At 60.2% G+C, this 21,207-nt stretch carries 16 protein-coding genes; 4 read left to right on the top strand and 12 right to left on the bottom strand.

Features of this window, described 5'->3' with window-relative positions; all coding sequences use genetic code 11:
* The first annotated feature begins 9 nt into the window (after positions 1-9).
* Positions 10-795, top strand: a complete 786-nt coding sequence (locus DES53_RS24255) for a thiazole synthase (protein ID WP_113960916.1) — start codon at positions 10-12, stop codon at positions 793-795.
* 223 nt (positions 796-1,018) lie between these two features.
* On the opposite strand, the gene DES53_RS24250 is transcribed toward DES53_RS24255, so the two are convergent.
* Both DES53_RS24250 and DES53_RS24245 read right to left on the bottom strand, forming a co-directional pair.
* A complete protein-coding gene (locus DES53_RS24250) occupies positions 1,019-2,017 on the bottom strand; it encodes a M56 family metallopeptidase (protein ID WP_113960915.1) in 999 nt (332 codons plus the stop codon).
* Positions 2,018-2,029: 12 nt separating this feature from the next.
* Positions 2,030-2,437: a BlaI/MecI/CopY family transcriptional regulator gene (locus tag DES53_RS24245; RefSeq protein WP_170157355.1), complete on the bottom strand. Its 408-nt coding sequence runs from the start codon at positions 2,435-2,437 to the stop codon at positions 2,030-2,032.
* A gap of 124 nt (positions 2,438-2,561) precedes the next feature.
* Here DES53_RS24245 and DES53_RS24240 point away from each other — a divergent pair, with 124 nt between their 5' ends.
* The gene (locus tag DES53_RS24240; protein WP_113960913.1) at positions 2,562-3,410 is read left to right on the top strand and encodes a hypothetical protein; all 849 of its coding nucleotides are present in this window, start codon (positions 2,562-2,564) and stop codon (positions 3,408-3,410) included.
* Positions 3,411-3,670: 260 nt separating this feature from the next.
* Positions 3,671-4,939, top strand: a complete 1,269-nt coding sequence (locus DES53_RS24235; protein WP_113960912.1) for a hypothetical protein — start codon at positions 3,671-3,673, stop codon at positions 4,937-4,939.
* A 17-nt stretch (positions 4,940-4,956) separates the two neighbouring features.
* Here DES53_RS24235 and DES53_RS24230 read toward each other — a convergent pair whose 3' ends face one another.
* The 3 genes from DES53_RS24230 to DES53_RS24220 are packed head-to-tail and all read right to left on the bottom strand — an operon-like array spanning position 4,957 to position 7,497.
* Positions 4,957-5,127 (bottom strand): FeoB-associated Cys-rich membrane protein, encoded by a 171-nt coding sequence (locus DES53_RS24230; protein WP_113960911.1) that lies wholly within the window; start codon positions 5,125-5,127, stop codon positions 4,957-4,959.
* 4 nt (positions 5,128-5,131) lie between these two features.
* On the bottom strand, positions 5,132-7,249 hold the full coding sequence (gene feoB / locus DES53_RS24225; RefSeq protein WP_245958251.1) for a ferrous iron transport protein B: 2,118 nt from the start codon (positions 7,247-7,249) through the stop codon (positions 5,132-5,134).
* Between the two features lie 8 nt (positions 7,250-7,257).
* A complete protein-coding gene (locus DES53_RS24220; RefSeq protein ID WP_113960946.1) occupies positions 7,258-7,497 on the bottom strand; it encodes a FeoA family protein in 240 nt (79 codons plus the stop codon).
* A gap of 173 nt (positions 7,498-7,670) precedes the next feature.
* Here DES53_RS24220 and DES53_RS24215 point away from each other — a divergent pair, with 173 nt between their 5' ends.
* A complete protein-coding gene (locus DES53_RS24215; RefSeq protein ID WP_113960909.1) occupies positions 7,671-9,317 on the top strand; it encodes a UxaA family hydrolase in 1,647 nt (548 codons plus the stop codon).
* A gap of 129 nt (positions 9,318-9,446) precedes the next feature.
* Here DES53_RS24215 and DES53_RS24210 read toward each other — a convergent pair whose 3' ends face one another.
* The 7 genes from DES53_RS24210 to DES53_RS24180 form a co-directional block, all read right to left on the bottom strand.
* Positions 9,447-11,360: a serine hydrolase gene (locus DES53_RS24210; protein ID WP_113960908.1), complete on the bottom strand. Its 1,914-nt coding sequence runs from the start codon at positions 11,358-11,360 to the stop codon at positions 9,447-9,449.
* 71 nt (positions 11,361-11,431) lie between these two features.
* Positions 11,432-11,761: a hypothetical protein gene (locus DES53_RS24205; protein ID WP_147263583.1), complete on the bottom strand. Its 330-nt coding sequence runs from the start codon at positions 11,759-11,761 to the stop codon at positions 11,432-11,434.
* Between the two features lie 125 nt (positions 11,762-11,886).
* On the bottom strand, positions 11,887-13,353 hold the full coding sequence (locus tag DES53_RS24200; protein ID WP_245958250.1) for a Gfo/Idh/MocA family protein: 1,467 nt from the start codon (positions 13,351-13,353) through the stop codon (positions 11,887-11,889).
* A gap of 98 nt (positions 13,354-13,451) precedes the next feature.
* Entirely contained in the window at positions 13,452-14,852 is a 1,401-nt protein-coding gene (locus tag DES53_RS24195) for an aspartate aminotransferase family protein (RefSeq protein WP_113960905.1), read from the bottom strand.
* A gap of 111 nt (positions 14,853-14,963) precedes the next feature.
* A complete protein-coding gene (locus DES53_RS24190) occupies positions 14,964-17,816 on the bottom strand; it encodes a M56 family metallopeptidase (protein ID WP_113960904.1) in 2,853 nt (950 codons plus the stop codon).
* A 30-nt stretch (positions 17,817-17,846) separates the two neighbouring features.
* On the bottom strand, positions 17,847-20,720 hold the full coding sequence (locus tag DES53_RS24185) for a M56 family metallopeptidase (protein ID WP_113960903.1): 2,874 nt from the start codon (positions 20,718-20,720) through the stop codon (positions 17,847-17,849).
* On the bottom strand, positions 20,717-21,100 hold the full coding sequence (locus tag DES53_RS24180) for a BlaI/MecI/CopY family transcriptional regulator (protein ID WP_113960902.1): 384 nt from the start codon (positions 21,098-21,100) through the stop codon (positions 20,717-20,719). Before DES53_RS24180 ends, DES53_RS24185 begins: the two co-directional genes overlap by 4 nt.
* Positions 21,101-21,207 lie beyond the last annotated feature (107 nt).

Here is a 21,207-nt window from a genome sequence, read left to right as displayed (position 1 = left end):
CTTCGTTACATGCAGAGCAAGCCATTCATCGTCGCCGGACGCGAGATCCGGTCACGCCTGATGCTGGGCACGGGCAAGTTCAGCTCAGGAGAGAAAATGCGTGCCGCGCTGGATGCCAGCGGTGGCGAGATCGTGACTGTCGCCCTGCGCCGCGCGGACTTGTCTGGCAAGAAAGACCCGTTTGCGAACATCCTGGAGTTCATCCCGGCGGACAAGTATCTGCTACTGCCCAACACCAGCGGCGCCATGAATGCGGAGGAGGCCGTGCGCCTCGCCCGCCTTGCCGTGGCCGCCGGCCTGCCAAACTGGGTGAAGCTGGAGATCCACCCCGACCCCCGCTACCTGCTGCCCGACCCGGTGGAAACTCTGAAGGCCGCAGAAGTACTGGTGAAGGAAGGCTTCGTCGTGCTGCCGTACATCAATGCCGACCCCGTGCTCGCGAAGCGCCTGCAGGATGTGGGTACTGCCACAGTCATGCCGCTGGGTTCACCCATCGGCTCACACCAGGGCATCACGACGCGGAAACAAATCGAAATCATCATCGAGCAGGCCTCCGTGCCCGTCGTGGTGGATGCCGGTATCGGTGCCCCCAGCCATGCCGCCGAAGCTCTCGAAATGGGTGCCGACGCCGTGCTGGTGAATACGGCCATTGCTGTGGCTGGCGATCCCGTCCGCATGGCGCAAGCCTTCAAGATGGCTGTGGAAGCCGGTCGCGCCGCCTATGAGATCGGCCTTGCCGATGCCAGCGAGCGCGCGTCCGCGACGAGTCCACTGGGCGCGTTTTTGAATTCCTGAGCCATGCCCTTGAGGTGGCTTGTGCCGAAGGCCTTGGACTGCGGCAGCCTGCTGCCGCTTTGAAGAGTCCACAGCCTGCTCTGGCGATGGTAAATATCACCCGCTGCGCGAGAATCCAGGAAAGCTTGGCGACTTCGTCGCGGCATGGCGTGCAGCAGGCTGCACTAATGGAAAGCGGCTGCAGGCATCCGCAGTCCAAGGCCTTCGGCCCCTGAAATTGGCCCTACGGATCCGCCGGAAACGGATTCGCATCCAGACGAAGCTGAGCCTCGGTCTGGAGCTGTTCGCGATGCGCAGCATCTTCACGCTGCAGATGAACCGTGGCTGCAAACCCCAGTACCAGCGCCAGCACCCCAATCGCCACACAAGCCACCCATGAGGGACTGGCATGCCCCGTACCGTGATGGCTGAGTATCGATGCCACTCGACGGCGCAAACGCGACGGAGAGCGGCCCAGGAAGGACATCGCAGGAGCCGGAGTCGGCGCCACACCACCACCTGCAAGCGTCAGCAAGGAACGCGCATAGCTCTCCGGTCGCACGCCCGACTTCAACACCGCGTCATCGCACAGCTGTTCGCAGGCCTCGGACCAACGACGGAGCACCACATGCGCGAGTGGGTGCCACCACCAGAGCGCGAGCGCCACCTCACCCGCGAGACGCCACCAGAGGTCACCGCGGCGTGCATGTTCCAACTCGTGGCGAAGGACCGCACGCAGGGTGGACGTCCTCCATCCCGCAGCCTGCCCTGGCAAAAGCACCACCGGCTTCCATTTCCAAAGAGCCACACACGCCGTGACGACGTGTGGAGAGACCCGCACCTGAGGCTGCCCCATGCCCGCAAAGATACGATGCATGGATTGCGGCAAGGATTCCGAGGCATCTTCAGAATCACCCGCGAGCGCAAGCATACTGCGCCAGCGAACGAACAACCTCAGCAACATCGCGGCAGTTCCCAGCAGCCAGCATCCGGCGATGACTCTCATCCCACCCACAGCAGGCCCTTCCTCACCTCCAGCTGGCACCTGCCCTGCATTCCACTGCAGATCGATGGCAAGACCAGCGATGGAGGCGAACCAGCGGAGCAGTGGGAGTGCCATCAAGATCAGCAGCCCCACCAACAGCACCCTTCTCCTCAACGCATGCGCCTGCGCCGGCAAGAGACACGCCGCTGCGAGCACGCCCAGAAGCGCGCAGGTGAGGGAGAGCAGCAGGGAGGTCATGGCAGTGCAGGGCTAGCGGCTGGAGGTTTTTTTCTTGCGTGCATGTTCCTCCACCATGTCCCGGATCTTCTTGAGTTCCTCCGGGGGAAGCTGGCGTTCATTTTCCGCAAGCAAGGTGGCGACGAGTTCGCTGGGAGAGCCGCCGAAGAACGTGTCCAGCATGCGCCCCAGGGCACCTTTCCGGGCACGAGTGAGCGGCACCGCCGGCGCATAGAGATACTGTCGTGAAGTTGGATCCTTCCTCACACGGGCCAGTCCCTTCTCCACCAAGAGCCCCAGCAGTGCACGCACCGCGGAGTAGCTGGGCTCACCGGACATCTGCTCCTGCATCTGTCCCACCCCGGACTCCCCGAGTCGATGGAGGATGTCCATGGCTTCGCGCTCGCGGCGCGGGAGGGGTTCATCAGAGCGGGCGGGCATGTGCAGAATTTTCCGCACTTTATCGGTCCCGCAACTGGAAAAAGCGGCGCGCGGAAAATTAAGTGCAGAAAATTCTGCACTTTTTCGTTTGACGATCCCGGCGTTAATGCAGAAAAATCTGCACATGAAAGCCGAACCCGATTCCATACGCCGTCTTCATGTCCTTTGCGCCGCGCTCGTGACAGCCGGTCTCTCATTCCTCCTCGGCGCCTGCGCCTCCTCCGATGGTTCTCTCACGTACGCGGACTCCGGGGGTGTCGGCCGGGGCCTTCGCCCGCCGGGCTCGCCGCCCACCGCCGCCTCCCAGAGGTCCAAAGCTTTGGAAAGCCGCCCCGGTCTTGGCACCACCCTGGGCAACGAGTACACGGACAACTCAGTATCCACCATGTTCTATCGACGCAACCAGTCCACGCCGGATGCTGTGGGCTCCTTCCACTACAACGACGAAGACGGTGCCAAGGCCATGGCGGACTTCCTGGGAGACTCCTCCAAGCACACCGGCAGCTTCAAGCTGGCTGGCGGCAGGGTGAAGGCTTCTCTGGATACGGGGTGGTATGGCGGCAAGCTCCCGTGGTACGAATCCAACGGGAAAATCTTCGTGATCGGTCAGGCAGGCTCAAGCTACTCCATCATCTTGGAGAACCCAGGCAAGGAGAAGGTGGAAGTAGTCGTGTCCGTGGATGGCCTGGATACCCTGAGTGGCACTCCCGCATCTGCAAGTCGTCGCGGCTACGTCATTCCCTCGAAGAGCCAGATCCGCATTGATGGCATGAAATACAACGGCAAGATGCGCCGCTTTGAGTTCGGCTCCGTGCGCAACTCTCAAGCGGCGAAGACCGGTGGCGAAAGGGGCGCACGCAATGTCGGTGTCATCGGCGTCGCCGTGTACGTGGAAGACGAAGCCGCGGCGAAGATGGCCCGCATCAAGGAAGGCATGACTCGTGACGACGCGCGGGCCTTTCCTGGCAGCTGACTGATCACTCGAGAATCTCAGCAGTCCCCCCAGCCCACGGCTTCTCCACCCGGGAACGAGCCGTGGGTTTTTCTTTTGTCTTGAGGATACCCACCCTGGTTTGTTAGCCTCCTGCCATGCAGAGCCAGACAGCCGTTCGCCCTCAAGAGGCGGGGCACGCTTCCTCATCGCCAGGGTCAAGGCGCTGGGGACGGTGGCTCATCGCATTGGTGTTCATGGGAGGAACCTGCGTTTTGTTCTGGCTGATGGCCAACTCTGCCATGCGCGCCAGCATCATTACGCTTCCCCATCATACGGAAATCAAGATTCTGGGCGGGTTCACGGGAACACCCACCACATGGAAGGAGCACCGCCCCAAGATGACGGTCAGCTATGACGTCACCGTCAAAGACGAGAGTATCGAACAGAAGTGCAAGGATCTCTGGAATTCGCTTCATGCACGCCTGCCTTCTTGGGCATCATCAAAAATCAAGGCATTCCCGCGGCCAAAACGAGAGACCTATGGCTCCATGAAGCCTCAGGTGATCGCACTCGCTGCGAGCCAGCCCATGGACTTCGCGGAGTGGAGCATCACCGTCAAAGATGACTCCGGGCAGAATGTCCCTGTATTCAGCTCCACGCCATCATCAAAGTCGCCCAAAGCACCACTGCCCGTTCGGTTGCTGCAGGGTGAGTATCCTTCGGACAGTAAAAGCCTGACCCTCCGCTTCGAATTCAGAGGAATCAAACCCAAGGGACCTTATGGCACTCCCATTTCTGAGTTCACCATCGAGAATCCCTTTTACAGACATCGGTCAGTCCTGTCCTCGCACGCCTCTTCCAAGGGCTTGGTGGGCACGCAACGAATCACCGCAGAACACTTTCGTCTCGACGCTCCACGCACAGAACTCCTTCAGGAAGTCACCTTCCGGCTTCGCTGCGATCCATGGCATGACGCGGATGATGGCGTGCAGGTCTGGAATACCACGATCTGCAACGCCGCCGGTGGTTGGGATGTGATGCCGCTCGTGAAAGTAAAGCGGATCCCCGCCGAGCAGGCGCAGGAAATCGTGTGCCGCACCGCCGGGTGGCCATCGAGATACCCCTTGCGAGTGCGCTTCTGGCTGTCTCCTCGCTTCAGTCACAGTCGCCCGCCGCGCACATCGTTTGAATTCAAACAGGTGGTGGTGCCCAAGCCGGGGCTTGGACAGGCTCAGAACATGACTGCGCGCAGCGGGAATGCTGAGGCCACGCTCTTTTCCGTGCAGAATCGGTCCGAGGGCGTGGTCTCTTTCAGGCTCGCGGACTTGCGGATCACCCCACGGCATGAATGCACCTCGTGGCACCTCCGGGATTCCCAGGGGAACACGACACATCCCGGAACAGGAGCCGAATATCGGGCGTGGGAAGTAGATGACGAAGGCCTCACCTCGAACCGCGTCACCTTCGACACCAATCTTCCAACCAACACCGAATGGTTTGAGATAGGCCTCACGGAGGTGGTGCCGGAGATGGTCGAGCTGGAATTCCCGCCACAGACCAAACCCTGAAGGTCACCAGGATGAACTCATCGTGGCGAAATTCGGGAACTCGTGACGGGCTTGGAAGGGCCACTGCCGCAGGAGGCGCATCCTCCTGCCCTTTTCTTCTTCCAGAACGTGCGCTTCACGAAGACGATCACCGTGCCGATCACCACGAGGAGTGCGGCCCAGGATTGCCAGTCGTTCGATGCGTTCATGAGGTCAGAAGCCCAGCAGGCATCCTCCTTGGTAGACGATGAAACTGGCCAGCCAGGCTGCGGCCGTCATGTAGCCAATCTGGAAGAGCGGCCACTTCCAGCCGTTCGTCTCGCGCTTCACCACGGCCACGGTGCTCAGGCACTGCATGGCAAAGACGAAGAAGACCATGATGCTCACACACACCAGCGGCGTGAACACCGGGGATCCATCCGGCCACTTTTCGGCGGCCATGTGCTCGCGGAGATGGACGCTCTCTTCATCGTCCTCCTCCTGCACGGCATACACGATTCCCATGGTGCTGTTGAAGACTTCACGCGCCGCGAAGCTGGCAATGAGACCGATGCCAATCTTCCAATCAAAGCCCAGTGGCTTGATCAGGGGCTCCACAAGATGGCCAGCCTGGCCCGCAATGCTGTTCGCAAGATTCACGGACTTGTCCGCATCCGGAGTCTTGGGGTAGGTCATGGCCGCCCAGAGAAGGATGGAAAGACCGAGAATCACGGTGCCGGCGCGGCGCAGGAAAATGCGGCCACGCTCGAGCATGAAGAGGAGCAGTTGCCGGATGGAAGGACGCTTGTAGCTGGGCATCTCCAGCACCATGAGACTGCTTTGTCCCTTCATGAGCGTGCGATTGAAGATCCACGCGAAGAAGAATGCGCCCACCGTACCGAGGAGATACATGGCAAGCAGGATCATGGCCTTCGTCCAAGCGGGAACTTCACCCGAGGGCAGCATGGCTGCGATCATGAGCGCATACACCGGCAGACGTGCCGAGCAGCTCGCCAAGGGGGTGACCAGGATGGTGACGATGCGATCCTTCAAGCTCGCAATCGTACGCGTCGCCATGATGCCAGGCACCGCGCACGCGTAGGCGCTCAGGAAGGGCACGAAGGATTTTCCGTTCAACCCCACCTTCCCCATGATGCGGTCCATGATGAAGGCCACGCGCGACATGTAGCCCGAGTCCTCCATGAGGCCGATGAAGAAGAAGAGGATGAGAATCTGCGGCAGGAACACCACCACACCGCCTACACCCGCAACGACCCCATTCACGATGAGGTCACGCAGATCGCCCTCCGGCATGGCGCCTTCCACCCAGGAGCCAATGGCGCCAAATGCATCCTCAATCCAGCCCATGGGCCCCTCGGCCACGCTGAACACGGTGTAGAACAGCACTGCCATCAAACCAATGAGTGTCACCACACCCCAAACAGGATGCAGCAGGAAGCGGTCGAGCTTGTCCGTGAAGGTGCTCTCCTCACGCTCAGGGCGGCGCAGGACGCCATCCAACATCTTCTCAATCGCCTCGTACCTCGCACCCGCCAGCGTGTCCTCCCACCCGGGAAACTTTTTCTCCAACGTATCATGAGCAGCGGCAATGCGGTTCACGTGCTCGTCCTTGATGCCGTAGTGTTCCGGATCATGATCGGAGATGAGATAAAGCGGCTCCAGCAGCGAGGCTTCATTGTGCACGGCACCGGCATTCACCAGATCACCGCGCACCTCATTCAGCGCACGGGTGATGTCCGCAGGCATGGGGGGCTCGTGCTTCGGCGGAGCCTCAAGCTTGCGGCTCATGGCGGCTTTCAATTCCACGAGCCCCTTCCCAACGCTCGCCTGCATGGGAATGATGGGCACACCGAGCTTCTGGCTGAGCTGGGCGAGGTCAATGCGCCACTGCTTGGCCTCGGCCACGTCCATCATGTTCAGCACCACGAGGGCAGGCAGCCCCAGTTCCAGCACCTGAGTGGTCAGATAGAGATTGCGCTCCAGGTTCGCCGCATCTGCCACGATGACCACCGCGTCAGGCCGGGGCGTATCGCGACGGCGGCCAAAGAGCACATCACGCACCACGGCCTCATCGGGCGAGCGTGCGTTCAGGCTGTAGGCACCGGGAAGGTCGATGAGCCGCATCCGCTTCCCGTGCAGGGACATGCAGGAGCCCTCACGCTTCTCCACGGTCACGCCAGGATAGTTCGCGACCTTTTGCTTCAGGCCCGTCAACGCATTGAAGATGGTGCTCTTTCCGCAGTTCGGATTGCCTACAATGGCAAAGAGGGTCTCACGGGTCGAGACTCCCGCCGGCTGCTCCGGCATGACGTCAGCTACAGCTCCAGACATGAAATGGACTACTGGGGAAGAATCTTGATGTGCTGGGCTTCGCTGCGGCGCATGGCAAGGCGGGAGCCACGCACCGAAATTTCGATGGGATCGCCAAGGGGCGCACGACGCACAAGACGTACTTTGGTACCCGGCACCAGCCCGAGCTCACGCAAGCGCGTGATATGTTCATCATGCCCAACGGGAATGTCTTCAATGACCGCGGACGCGCCGGGAGGCAGTTGGCAGAGGGTGGTGGCAGTGGGCATGATGCGGAGTCCGAAGGTATTGAGAATGGGTCGCAGATGCAATGTAAACGTTCGGGATTTTCCGTTCTCTCGGCTTCCCGTCAAATGACTCTGAAACCACCCCTCATCCCAACGCAGCACCACTTGATTGTCAGCCGTTCAGGGATGATCATCCCCACCTCTCACCCACGCTCATGCGCTCCATCCTCCGCATCCACCCTGCCGATGATCTCATCGTAGCGCTGCAACCGCTCAAGGCGGGCCATACCTACCAACTGGATCACGAGGCTTGGAGCCTCCCCGGGGACATTGGCGCGAAGCAGAAATTCGCCGCACGCAATTTCGCTGCCGGGGATCGCGTGACCATGTACGGCGTGACCGTCGGGCGCACGACACAGGCCATCGCCGCAGGAGCCCTCGTGCACACCCACAATCTCAAGCACGACTCAGATGCCTTCGGCGGCAAGCAGCAGGAGATCGCCTGGAGCACGCCGGATGTCTCGCGGTGGAAGTCACGCACGTTTGCAGGCTACAAGCGGCCCACAGGACGCGCGGGCTCAGCAAACTACTGGGTGGTGATCCCGCTCGTATTCTGCGAGAACCGCAATCTCAACTTCATGCGCGAAGCGCTGCAGACGGAACTCGGCTACAAGAAGACCGGACCGTACCAGCAATTCGCACGACAGCTCGCCGCGATGCATCAAAAGGGTGTTTCGAAATCCGAACTCGAAGCTTTGGCGGCAAGCATTGACGAAACCTCCACATCCAAACCTCTGTTCCCGCACGTCGATGGCGTGAAGTTCCTGGAACACGGCTTGGGCTGCGGCGGCACACGGCAGGATGCGGAAGCGTTGTGCGCCCTGCTTGCCGGATACATCGCGCATCCGAATGTCGCAGGCGCCACGGTGCTCAGTCTCGGATGTCAGCATGCGCAAGTGAGTCTCTTGGAGAAGGCACTCGCGGATCACCATCCACACTTCGCGAAACCGCTGCACATCTTCGAGCAGCAGAAGAGCGCCTCCGAGCGCGACATGATGAGCCGCGCCATCAAGACCACCTTTCTCGGCATGGCAGAGGCGAATGACTTACGTCGCGAACCGTGTCCCATCAGTGATCTCATCGTGGGCGTGGAGTGTGGCGGCAGCGATGGCTTCTCCGGCATCTCCGCGAACCCCGCAATCGGCCACACCGCAGACCTGTTGGTCGCACTCGGTGGCACCGCCGCGCTCTCCGAGTTCCCTGAACTCTGCGGCATTGAGCAGGAACTCAGCAATCGCTGCGTCACCGCGACATTGGCTGATCGCTTCGTGCATCTCATGCGCGCCTACCAGCGTGCTGCCGAAGCCTGCGGCAGCGGCTTTGATGCGAATCCCTCGCCCGGCAACATTCGCGATGGCTTGATCACAGATGCCATCAAGTCCGCCGGTGCCGCGAAGAAGGGCGGCACCTCCCCCGTGACCGATGTACTCGACTATCCCGAACCCATCACCAAGCCCGGCCTCGCCCTCGTCTGCACCCCTGGCAACGATGTGGAAAGCACCACCGCCCTCGCAGGTGCCGGCTGCACCGTGATGCTCTTTTCCACCGGCCTCGGAACCCCCACCGGCAATCCCATCTGCCCCACCCTCAAGATCTCCACCAACACCGAACTCGCCCTCCGCATGGGCGACGTCATCGACTACGACGCCGGCCCCATCATCACCGGAAAGAAGACGGTAGAGCAAGCCGGGGAAGAAATGCTGGAGCTGACCATCGCCACCGCCAGTGGTGAATACACACCGAAGGCCGTGGCCTTGGGCCAGGATGACTTCCTGCCGTGGAAGCGTGGCGTGTCGCTGTAAAGCAAACCATCAGGCCAAACAAGGTCGCAGCATGAGCAGTGGACGCTGCGCCCTCACCACGATCCCAAAAACCCACGAGACTCCTGAGTGCAAAGACACCGCTGTGAAGCGTAGACGGGGCGACAGCCCCTACTTCTTCAGACTCGCCTGCTGCTCCACTCTCGCGAACGGCATCATCATCCCGCCCTGATGCAGGACCAGCCCCTGGATCTTCCCATCCTTCTCCCGCTTGAATTCCAGCTCCACGCGGATCGCTTTGCAGAAAACTCGGTCCTTCTTTTCCGCCACGGGATAATACGCAAAATCCGGCTGTTCTCCAAGCCTCGCGAGCAGGTAGGACCCACGCGGTGAGAGCTTCACTTCAAAGGTCTGGATGCCCAGCTGATACTTCCCTGTCAGTTCATCCAACGCCGCCCTCGTCATCTCCCCTTCTTGCGGCTCCGCAAAGCGATTCCCTGAGAGCACGGTACCGCGCTGCTTGAGGGTGACGGACGTCACCGCCCCCTTCTCATCACGCTTGAATGCAAAGTTCGCATCCACACTGGGTTCACGGAATACATCCCTGTCCGCAGGCCCCACATCACCCCACTTCTGATCTGCGAGCTTGGCCTGCAACCTGCCACGCTCAACGCGGAAGCGCATGACGCCCAAGCCGGAAAAGTCAAATGTGCCCACGTAGTCCTCAAGCTTCGTGCCTTCCGCGAGCTCCTGCTCACGAAAGGAGGGCTGCGGCTTCATCTCACGCCAGAGGAATTGCCTCGCAGCGAGTTCCGCCACACCTGCCGCAGAGAATCCCCCGATGGGTGACGCTGAATTGGAGAACACCACAACGGTAACCTTCTGATCCGGAAAACGTCTCAACTCGCTGGTGAATCCATTCAAACCTCCATTGTGCCAGATGCTCTTCAATCCACGCACTTCCGCTACCACCCAGCCATAGGCATAGTTCCCATCGAAGGCATCGGTCTTCTTGGGAGCATCCGCCTGTTCCTTCAGCGGAGTAAGCGCTTTCTTCTGGGACTCGGCACTCAATACACGACCGTTGAACACAGCCTCATTCCAGCGATACAGATCGCCGACAGTGGAATACAACTCCCCCGCCCCACCGGCCTGGCTCATGTGCCAGTTCAGAGCAAGCTTCCAACCGGCATTCTTATCCTTCTCCTCCTTGGGCGCATATCCCTTCGCTTCATGAGCCAGCCCCAGCCCGGGACGATGCGCGCCGGTGGTTTTCATCCCCTCCTTGTCGAACACACGATCCTTCAGCAGGGCCACGTACGAACGTCCCTGCACCTTCTCCACAATGTCACCGAGCAGGTAGTAGCCCGAGTTGCAATACATGTGGGAGGCGCCCGGAGCGAAGTTGGGAGACACATCTCTGAACGAGGCAATGACCTGTGCTGGGGTTACGGGCTCCGTAGCCTGCTTCATGAAGCCGGGAAGCGCAGTGAAGTTGTAGATGCCCGAGGTGTGCGTCAGCAGATGATGCAGCGTGATCTTGTCCCCACGAGGAAAACCCGGGTAATACTTATCGATGGTGTCCGTGACCTTGAGCTTGCCGTCCTCTTCGGAAAGAAGGATGGCCGCCGCTGTGAATTGCTTTGTGACCGAGCCGATGCGGAAAGCGGTCTCCGGGGTGATGGATTTCTTCGCCTCGATATCCTCCATCCCAAAGCCACGCTCGTAGACGACCTTGCCATCGCGCGCGACGAGCACCGCAAATCCGGGACTGTCTTCCTTAACAGCGTTCTTCAAGGCACGATCCACAATCTCGCCCGGCTTGGGAAACTCGCGATTCGTGTCCGCGCCTTTCTTTGCCAGTAGTTCCGCCGCTTCTTCGCGACCATGCATGCGCGCGATCTGCCATGGCGTCAGCCCGCTCACTTCATGTGGCGCATTCACATCGGCGCCATCCGTGAGAATTTGTTCGATCTTGGAAAGGTCTCCAGCCGAAGCTGCCGTGTGAATCGGAGCCGCATGCAGCGACGACGCGATCGCTGCACACAGAAACAAACGCACACTCGCGACAAGCTTGTTCGTCATGCCATGGAGGCTACTCCAGGAATGACGAGGGTGTCACCAGAATTGCGCACGCGGGCAATACGCCGCGCAGGTTATTTGGCGTTTCCGATGCCCGAGTGAATATTGGCGATGGCCGCATTGATCTTCTGCTCGGTCTTCTTCTTGTCCCCCACTTGCGCTTGGGCGATCGCTTCGTTCACCAGTTCCAGCGCTTCCACCCTGGCTCCGCCTTTGTTCTTGGAGGCATTCTTGAGATGCTTCCGGGCGGAGGTCAGCATGGGGAGAGGCTGGTCGGATTTCTTGGCAGACTGCAGCAGCTCCAGCGCTGCTCGCATGTGAGGCTGATCAGGGTTCGCAGCTTCCGTCAGGAAAACACCCGACAACAGAAGCAGCAAGGTAAGAACGGGAATGACGTGTTTCATGGCGTTCAGGGCTTGAATGTTGCGGGCTTTGAGCCCCAAACGCGGGCAATGGCATCGCTTCTTTCAAAAACGATAAGGGGCCGCCTTTTGGGCGCCCCCTCCGTCGGGAAGCTGGAAGCTAACGCTTAGGACTTCTGCGCTCCCGCCGCGGGTGCAGGCGCGGGTGCAGGCGCCGGCGCCGCAGGAGGCTCAGGTGCCTTGGGTACCACCACATCTGCCATCGCATACTCGCGGTCGCGGTTCACACCGGGAAGCGGCACAGGGTAGCGGCCATTGGCGTCTTCATGAATCGGAGCCGGGCCATCGAGCGTCAGCTTGTCCACTCCAGGCGCGAACTCGTACGGGCAGTTCAGCATCTGATCATAGGTGATGATCTGGCCGGTGTGCGCCGCCATACGGCCCATGACGGTGACGAGGCTGGCCTTCACGCCGCGCTCCATTTCGTTGTAGGGCTTGTTGTTGCGGATGGCATCAAGGAAATCATCCCACTCCGTCTGATACGGGTTCGGCTCAGGGGATGGCGCACGCCACACCGTGGCCGAAGAGTCACGGGTCTGACCCTTGAAGATGGCGCTCTTCGCCGGGAGGTGACCCGCCGTGGAGACGATCGCCATGCCCTTCGAGCCGTGCACGTGCGTGGAGAACTCATTGCGGCAGCCCGTGATGTTGCGTCCTTCGAAGAAGAACTTGCTGCCATCCTTCCAGGTGTATTCGACAGAGTAGTGATCGAAGTTCTGGTCCACGTAATCGCCACGATCCGTGCGACCACCGCTGGCTTGGGCTTCCACGGGCCAGTCGTTTTTCATCCAGCAGGCTTCGTCGATATTGTGGATGAAGAAGTCGCTGTACGCGCCGCCGCTCGCCCAGAGGAACGAGTGGAAACGCTGGATCTGCCAGATGAGCTCCGGCGTGTCTTCCGGACGACGCTTCGAGAAGCAGGAAGCCACGGGCGCCTGCATGCGGTACGCACGGGCAAGGATGAGATCGCCAATCGCGCCATCCTGGATGCGGTTGTAGAGCTCGCCGCGGACACGGCAGTGGCGGCACATGAGACCCACAGCCACCTTGAGGCCTTTCTTTTTCGCCTCTTCATTCAGCTCCAGCATGCGCTTGGAGGTGGGGCCGTCCACGGAGAGCGGCTTCTCCATAAAGATGTTCACACCCCGCTCAATGGCGTACTTATAGTGCACCCAGCGGAAGGCCGGAGGCGTGGCGAACACGGCGATATCCCCGGGCTTCAGCATGTCCACCGCCTGTTTGTAGGCATCAAACCCGATGAACTTCGCATCCTCCGACACGCTCATGCGGTCAGGATGCTTGCTGGAGAGCGCGTCAAAGCTGGAGTCCAGACGGTTCTTCTGCACGTCCGCCATGGCGACGAGACGGGTGGGCGGCCCCACGGAGAGCGCATTGCTCGCAGCACCGGATCCACGACCACCGCAACCGATGAGAGCCACCTTCACCTCGTCATTCACCGAGGCGTGAACATACGGGATGGTGATACCGGACAGCACGGACACGCCAGCAGCGGTGCGTGTCGTGGTTTTTAGGAAATCGCGACGGGATGATACGGGAGATTCTGAGGGATTCATGGCGTTAGGGCCGGACATAACGCCCCCAGCACACCGGATTAATCACCGGAATGCAAGCTTGTCTCCGCCGCGCACCTCACTCGAATCTGCTGCACGCCTCAGGCGGCGCGCAGCACGGGCTCTCCGACCAACTCGGAAACCGCCTGGGCAGTCGCTTCCTCCAGGACAATGAGACCTTCCTCCAGCGCATCCTTCGGAATGCTCAGCGGTGGCGCGATTTTCACCGTCTGCCCCCAGGCACCCACCGGTGCGAAAAGAAGGAGTCCCTTCTGGTAGCAAAGCTCAATGATGCGATGAGCGAGATCGTGGTCCGGGTCCTTCGTCCCGACCTTGACCGTCTGCATGCCTGCGACGAGCCCCTTGGCCGTGACATGGCCGATGACAGCAGGATGCTGGGCCTGGATCTTCTTCAGTCCGGCAAGGAGCACGGGCTCCAGCGCGGCGGCGTTCTCCGTCATCTTCTCACGCAGGATCTTGCGAATCGCCGCCATGGCAGCCGCGCAGCAGACAGGATTCCCCGTGTGTGTGCTGGTCATGGAGCCCGGAGGGAATTGATCCATGATTTCTGCACGACCAATCACCGCCGAGAGCGGCAGCGAGCTGCTGATACCCTTCCCACAGCAGATGAGGTCAGGGGCGAGGCCGTAGTGCTCAAACGCCCAGAACTTGCCCGTGCGGCCGAAGCCCGCCTGCACTTCATCGAAGGTGAGCACGATCTGATGCTTGCGGCACCACTCGGCGAGCTGGCGCACGTACTCGGTGGGAGCGAAGTCGGGACCCACGCCCTGGTAGGTTTCCATCATCACGCCAGCGATGTTCTCCGGCTTGAGACCACGCTGCTCGATCGCCTTCAGGAAGCAATCAAAGGTCACATCTGGCTGCCAGTAGCCGTCCGGGAAGGGCACGGTGAAGATCGCCGGGTCTTCATTCACAATCCAGTTCTTCTGCCCGGCCATGCCACCGGCCTGCTGGGAACCCAGCGTGCGGCCGTGGAAGCCGCGCTCAAAGCCGATGATGCCAATCTTGCCGCGTCCGCCCACCTTGATGCCGTGCGAGCGTGAAAGCTTGATCGCACACTCGGTCGCTTCCGAGCCGGTAGTGAGGAGGAAGACCTTCTTCAGGTCTGCCGGTGCCAGTGAGATGAGCAGTTCCGTCAATTCGGCGCGCTCTTCGCTGGGGAAAACATAATTGTGCAGCAGCCCACTCTGCACCTGGGCGATGATGGCATCGCGCACTTCCTTCACGCCGTGGCCGGCATTGGTCACCAGCACGCCGCTGCTCCAGTCGAGCCATTGGTTGCCATGGCGGTCGTACACATAGTAATCCTCCGCCTTGTCCCAGACGATGGGCGGCATACCACGCATGGAAATGGGCTCAAGGGAACGCAGCTTCTCCAAAACAGGCACGGAATCCGGATGCGGAAGTGCCGTGTTGATACGACGATGCTTCGTCTCCACGCGAGGAACGGAGACGGGGGTGATGCTGTACTCTTTGCCCATGTCCACAGGCTACCGCGTACGGGAGCAAGCTGCTACGCTGGGGGCAATGCCTTGTGATACAAAAGTGATTCGGGCATTTTGAAAGAGGGCCGCCACCCGACCGCAGTGCCACTATTTTACCTCGGCAGAAGTCGGATGCTCCAAAATCTGGAGTTCAAAAAACTTGGTCTCGCGATGGATGGTGGCGACATCCATCTGCACGAGCTTTTCCCTTGCCACACGAAGCTCTTCCTGGGTGCGGCCGAGGTCCGCCTTTATCTTGTCCAGCCTCCCCTGAGGGGCCTTCCGGTCTGTGGCATTTTTTTGTTCCTCGGTCAGCAATTCCACCTCCTGCGTTTTTTCGACGACGGCTAACACCGCTTTTGAAGCCACACCGAGAGTCGATTCTTCCATGACCTCCTTCCGCTGTGCGATCAGCACTTCCAGCAAGCGCTTCAGGAAAAATCGGGTGTAGTCCGCACTCGTTCCGGTGGCAGTCACTTCCACCTGGGTCGTTTTCAGCATCCGACTTGCCGAGAGCTTTATCGGGACGGGAGCAACGTAGGGATGATAAGTCTCCGTGCGGTCCGCGGCACGCTTGCGAATTTCCGGGCTCTGCAAAAGTTCAATCTGCTCATGAACAAACTTCGCGACAGCTGCCTCATCAGGCTGACCGGTATAGACCACACCCGGACCAACATCGATGACCGCCCGGCTGACGGACGGTGTACCAAGGACGACCACCGCAGCACCCGTAGGTCTCACTGACGATGCTTTCTCCGAAGCACCATTCTTTTCTACCGCTGGCACCTCGCTCTTTAGCGGTTGCCCACTGGGGTCGACCATCATGGCAGTGACAAAGATCATGACAGGATGCTTCTTCGAAATCAGCGCCTCCTCTCCCTTCAATGCGGAATTCATGAGGAAGGCCGCCACATAGGCGTAACCTCCAAAAGCAATCGTGTGGCCGTCCTGCATGGTGACCACGGTGTGCACCGTGCTTGTATTGCAGATCGGGGTTTTCACGGTCCCACCGCCCACCGCGGGAGCATCGGCCCACCCCATGAAGCCTTGCAATTCGGGTCCGAGATCAAGCTCCAACGTATTCCCAAAAGGACTGACAACTGGATCGATCTCCAGCCGGATACCGATGGGCCGCATCTCAAACTTCTTTGGCACATACAGCGCAGACTCGCCCTGCTCCGCCGGCTCCTTTCTGTCGTACTCGGTGGGGTAAATGAAATCTCGCGCCACCTCCAGCGTGCCCCTGCGTTCGCTGCGGGTGGTGATGGGAGGAAGACCAATCACCGCCTCTACTTGGGGTGCGAGATCGGTCAGATCAAAAGAGGCACCGTTCCCAGAAGTGTTGGCGGATGGCGTGCCCTTCCCCATCAGACTCTTGAGGAGGACTTGGAATTGGGCATCTGTGAACGCACCAGCAACGTGCATCGAGGTCTCAGGAGGCGCTCCGGGATGCTGCTGCGTACTCAGCGAGCCTTCTCCTGCTTTCGCTGGTGTTTTCAGGGATGCCGGCTTCTCGAGTGTTCCAGCAGACGCTCCAGGGAGTACCGGCAGGCTGATTCCCTCCTTGAATACCACCAGGTGACTTCGGATATAGACCTGCCTCACGGGCGTGTTCAGCTTGGCATCCACGATCCCTCGGATCAAATTCAGGTTCGTTGTCGTGTTCCTCACAATCAATTGGGAGGTGGAAGGTATGAAAGTCGCACTTGCCCCTTCGGGAAAAGGGATTCCGAGCTCCTTCAGAACTTCGATTGCATTCCTTCGTGAAGCATTGCCATCGGTGATCCTCCAGGATTCAAGCGTCGGGATTTGCCTCCAGGTGTGAAAGTCCGGAGATACACGGTAGGTACGTGTGTACAGTTCCTCGGAAGAGGACGATGGCGTCGCCTCTTTGGTACTGGGCGGAATCACCTTGGGTGCGGCTGGCTCAGCAGCGGCGAGCGCAATGACAGCAGCACCACCCAAGACCATGGAGAACGCCGACCACGCCGCGCGTCTCGAAGTTTTCCCCAAGCGTGTGATATCCACGATGCGCTGACGAACCAGATCCGCGCCGCCAAGGATACCTGCCATGAGTCGCAGGGCCACCGTCTGCGTCACACGGGTCTCCAATGTCAGCAATGTCTGCCCATACGCGTGTGCCCGGTTCTCACCCAGCCCAATCACCGCGGCATCACAAGCAGACTCTCGGTCACCGCGAAACTTGCGCGACGCGATCCATACCAACGGATTGAACCAATGCACGGCCACTACCAGTGCGGATGCCCAATGCAGCCAGAGGTCCCTTCTCTTGATGTGGGCCAGCTCATGCAGCAGAACATGTCGCAAAGCCTCCTCCCCCAGGGACTCGGCGAGACGAGGTGGCATGAGTACCACAGGACGCCAGAGTCCTGCCACTGCCGGACTCTCCACCGCGGCTGAAACCATCAATCGCGGCAGGCGCTTGAGTCCAGACAGACTTGCACAAACCCGAAACTCAGCCGCAAGACCTTCGCTCACCGGTTCCTGCTGGTGTCGGAGACGACGCCACAGTCCCGCATATGCTGCCAGCCAAAAGAGGAGAATGGTGAGGGCGCTCGCAGCCCAGGCCAGCGCCATCTTTTCTCTCACGGAGAAGCGAGCGACAGGCGCTGCGGGTATCACCGGATCCGGCGCTTCCAACAAAGGCTCGGGTTCACCTTGCACGACGACCGCGGGGTAGTCCTCCACTGCGACCGCCTTCCTTACCGGTGTGGGGAGCGCCTCCGCCGTGAAAGCCCAGCCCACCAGACCTGGCAGCTGCGGGCTCAGGCACAGCACGGCCACCGGAAACCAGAGCCAGCTTCGCGCCCCCGGCGCGAGGCGACGACCCAGCATCCACCGGATGAGGAGCACCAGAGCGATGGCAGCCGCTCCCAGCAGCGACGCCCGAAGCACGTAGTCAAACACCAGGGACAGCGTGGAGAGAGTTGGTGAATTCATGACTTGGGCTTCTCAAGAGCACACAGAGCTCTATTGGTTTTCCTTTGCGGGTGCAGGGCGCTCAAGAATGTCGATGCTACTCGTCACACCGTGGGCTTCCTCCGCTTGTTGCAGCTTCTGTGTCCACACGCGAAGGTTTTCAGTCTCGCGCTCCAGCTCCGCATTGATCTTGTCGATCTCTTCCTTGGGTGCTCCTCCTTTGGCCATGTGATCACGGTGTTCGGTCAGCGTTTTCACCTCCTTTTGCGATGCAAGCACTTCTTGGAGGATCTTCCCCAAGGCTCCATACGCAATCTTCTCCATGGCCTCTTTGCGCACAGCCATGAGCTCATCCAGCAGACCATCCAGAAAATATCGGACATAAGCCTCGCTTGTTCCCGATGCTTCGACGATCACCTGTCCGCTCTCAGGCAGACGGGCAATGCCAAGGTCAACGGGCACCGGAGCGATGTTCGGATACAACATCGCCACACGTTTCACCGCCCGCGTGCGCAGTTCCTTGCCTAGAAGAATCGCCAGCTGTGACTCGGTAAATGCCGCTGTCGGTTCCCTGTCGAGTTCCCGAGTACCAGGCTTGGGCACATGAAACTGCAGTCGCGCCCGCTTGGAGGTCACGCCACCTGCTGTCGCTGCCTTGCCCCCCTTTGCCTGAGGATCGGGTGCCTTCTCCGGTGTATCATTCTTTTCCCCCTTCTGCACCGGCTTGCCCACCGGATTGCCACTGGGGTCAATCATCGCGGCGGTGACAAAGATCATCACCGGATGAACTTTGGAAAGGGTCGCCGCCTCACCTTTGAGCGAGGGATCCAGGAGGAAGGGAGAAACGGACGATTCACCCGAGAACGCCACAGTCTGGCCATCCCAGATGGTCACCGAGGTGCTGACCTTTCTGCTCTCGAAAGCGGGGTTCTTGATCTTCTCACCATCGGCCACGGGATACTCCGTCCACCCGATGAAGGATGGCATTTGAGGTGCCAGAACCAGATCCAATGTGTATCCATCCGCCCCGATGACAGGCTCCACATCCAGCAGAAAGCCCACCGGCTTCATCTCAAAATGGGTGGGCACCAGTTTGGGATGGGTATCTTTCGTCGCGCCCTGGACCGGATCATACGCCGTGGGAAAGATGAACTCGCGCACCACCTCGACCGTGGCTTTTTGCCCATTCCGGGTGACCACGGATGGCATTCTGACGACCGTCTGCACCTGGCCGGCGAGCGTCTTTAGCCAAGCATCGTACGAAGTGTCATCGGGCTTGCCATCGGGAGCCGGCACCCCCTTGCCCATCAGTGCCCGGAACAGCACCTGGAACTGGGGATCCGTGAAGACGCCGCTCACCGCGAATGGCGCGGGGTTCCCGGCTGCCGGATGTACCACCAGAGGAGGTGCAGGCGTGCCTGAAATGGGCTCCGCGGCCGTCTCGCTTTTCTCTGGCGCAGGCTGCATGGGCCCCAGCAGATTCGGTTTGCTGCCTTCCTTGAAGACCACCACATGGCTCGTCACATAGATCTGGCGAATCGTGGCAGTCTGCCTGGCATCGATGATGGCTTCGATGAGATCCAGATTGTCCGCGGTGTTCCTCGCAATGAGCTGGGAAGTGGACGGTACAAAAGTGGCTGAAGCTCCTTCTGGGAAAGGGACACCGAGTTGCTTGAGCAGGACCACCGCCGTGGGCTTTGGCTTCTTCTCCTCCCCACGCGCAGGATTGTCTTGCGGACCCTGTTCTTGAATCCAGGTGAGGAAATCCGGCGGCACTCTGAAGGTGCGCGTGTAGAGTTCCTTGGCAGCAGTTTTGAACGAAGGCGATGCCGCATCCTTTTCTGCAGCCGGCTTCGTTTCTGCGATGGTCGTCGGTGGCGCGGGTTCTGCCGCGACGACTGCCAGCATCCCGGCACCGCTCAGCACTACCACGAAGGCAAAGCACGCAGCCATGCGCGAGTTTCTGTCCCTGCGGGTGATATCCACGATGCGCTGCTTCACCATGTCGGCGCCTCCCAGCATCCCTGCCATCAGTCGTGGCGCGAAGGACGGCACCGCACGTGAGCCGAGAGCCAGGAGCGTCTCGCCATAGGCGTGCGCCTGTCCGTCAATGGCATGAATGACTGCAGCATCACACGCAGCCTCACGATCCACACGGAACTTGCGAGCCGCAAGCCATACGAGCGGATTGAACCAATGCAACACCACCATCAGTGCCGACGCCCAGTGCAACCAGAGGTCCATGCGCCGGATGTGGCCGAGTTCATGCAGCAGCACATGCCGCAACGACGAACGGTCCATCGACTCCAACAATCCCGGTGGCACAAGCACGGTCGGCCGCCACAGCCCAGCCACCGCAGGATTGTCCACCGCTCCGGTCACCAGCAGACGGGGCACACGGCGCAGTCCTGCCTTGAGAACACAGTCGCGGAACTCTTCTCTCAAACGTTCACTGACAGCGCCCTGTTCACGCCTCACTCTCCTCCACAGACCCACATAGGCGATGAGCCAGAAGGCGCCGAGGCAAACACTGCCCGCACCCCATGCAATGGCCAGTGCCTCTCTGATGGACATCGTTGCCCGGACCACCTGCGGTGCAGGCATCCCTGCGTCCTTCAGGAGCTGCGGCTCACCACGCACCACAATCGGCCCGAGCGCCGGCTCGAATACTTCACGCACAGGTTTGGCGATCCCCTCTGGGGAAACATTCCACCCGATGAACGACGGGAGTCGGGGACTGAGACAAAGCAAGACCACAGGGAACCACAACCACCCCCGTGCAGCCGGGGCCAGGCGTGACCCAAGTGTCCACCGGATGCTCACCACCATGAGAATGGCGACCGCAGCCAGCAACGAAGCACGGAGCACAAAATCAAACGCTTCCGTGAGTGCGGGAAGCACGGCGTGGAGTGCGGGCAGATTCATGGCTTTGGCTTTACATTTTCATCGAGTAACCTCTTGAGCTCCTTCACCTCCTCAGGAGTGAGCCTGGCATTGGCGGCGAAATGGGCGAGCAAGGTCTTCTCCGCACCGCGGAAGACACGCTGCAGGAAGGTCTTGCTCTCCGCCCTCACCACGGCATCCCGCTTCACCGCCGGCGCATACTCGCGGACACCCGCCTCGTTGTCCTTCGCGCGCAAGGCACCCTTCTCCACCAACCGTGTAAGAAGTGTGCGGACCGTATTGGGCGCCCAGCCCGTGGATTCACGCAACCCCGCAATCACCTCCGCGGCGGTCTGCGGGGATTCTTCCCACAGGTATTCCATGACAGTCCATTCGGAATTTGAAACAGCTGGCAATGACATGCGCCCATCATGCTACAGTTGTAGTGCACCAGTCAACTACAATTGTAGTTCGAATTTTCAGACCCTCGAAAGCTGGATTATGTGCACGCGGAAAAAACAACACCATT

This window comes from Roseimicrobium gellanilyticum, assembly GCF_003315205.1.
Lineage (GTDB): Bacteria > Verrucomicrobiota > Verrucomicrobiia > Verrucomicrobiales > Verrucomicrobiaceae > Roseimicrobium > Roseimicrobium gellanilyticum.
Note: the sequence above shows the minus strand (reverse complement) of the source record. Positions and strands in the feature narration are given on the sequence as shown.

Coding starts and splice junctions, on each gene's coding strand:
- DES53_RS24215 (WP_113960909.1), top strand. CDS start 7,671: ATGCGCTCCATCCTCCGCATCCACCCTGCCGATGATCTCATCGTAGCG.
- DES53_RS24200 (WP_245958250.1), bottom strand. CDS start 13,353: ATGAATCCCTCAGAATCTCCCGTATCATCCCGTCGCGATTTCCTAAAA.
- DES53_RS24255 (WP_113960916.1), top strand. CDS start 10: ATGCAGAGCAAGCCATTCATCGTCGCCGGACGCGAGATCCGGTCACGC.
- DES53_RS24240 (WP_113960913.1), top strand. CDS start 2,562: ATGAAAGCCGAACCCGATTCCATACGCCGTCTTCATGTCCTTTGCGCC.
- feoB (WP_245958251.1), bottom strand. CDS start 7,249: ATGTCTGGAGCTGTAGCTGACGTCATGCCGGAGCAGCCGGCGGGAGTC.
- DES53_RS24230 (WP_113960911.1), bottom strand. CDS start 5,127: ATGAACGCATCGAACGACTGGCAATCCTGGGCCGCACTCCTCGTGGTG.
- DES53_RS24250 (WP_113960915.1), bottom strand. CDS start 2,017: ATGACCTCCCTGCTGCTCTCCCTCACCTGCGCGCTTCTGGGCGTGCTC.
- DES53_RS24180 (WP_113960902.1), bottom strand. CDS start 21,100: ATGTCATTGCCAGCTGTTTCAAATTCCGAATGGACTGTCATGGAATAC.
- DES53_RS24185 (WP_113960903.1), bottom strand. CDS start 20,720: ATGAATCTGCCCGCACTCCACGCCGTGCTTCCCGCACTCACGGAAGCG.
- DES53_RS24195 (WP_113960905.1), bottom strand. CDS start 14,852: ATGGGCAAAGAGTACAGCATCACCCCCGTCTCCGTTCCTCGCGTGGAG.
- DES53_RS24245 (WP_170157355.1), bottom strand. CDS start 2,437: ATGCCCGCCCGCTCTGATGAACCCCTCCCGCGCCGCGAGCGCGAAGCC.
- DES53_RS24235 (WP_113960912.1), top strand. CDS start 3,671: ATGCGCGCCAGCATCATTACGCTTCCCCATCATACGGAAATCAAGATT.
- DES53_RS24210 (WP_113960908.1), bottom strand. CDS start 11,360: ATGACGAACAAGCTTGTCGCGAGTGTGCGTTTGTTTCTGTGTGCAGCG.
- DES53_RS24220 (WP_113960946.1), bottom strand. CDS start 7,497: ATGCCCACTGCCACCACCCTCTGCCAACTGCCTCCCGGCGCGTCCGCG.
- DES53_RS24205 (WP_147263583.1), bottom strand. CDS start 11,761: ATGAAACACGTCATTCCCGTTCTTACCTTGCTGCTTCTGTTGTCGGGT.
- DES53_RS24190 (WP_113960904.1), bottom strand. CDS start 17,816: ATGAATTCACCAACTCTCTCCACGCTGTCCCTGGTGTTTGACTACGTG.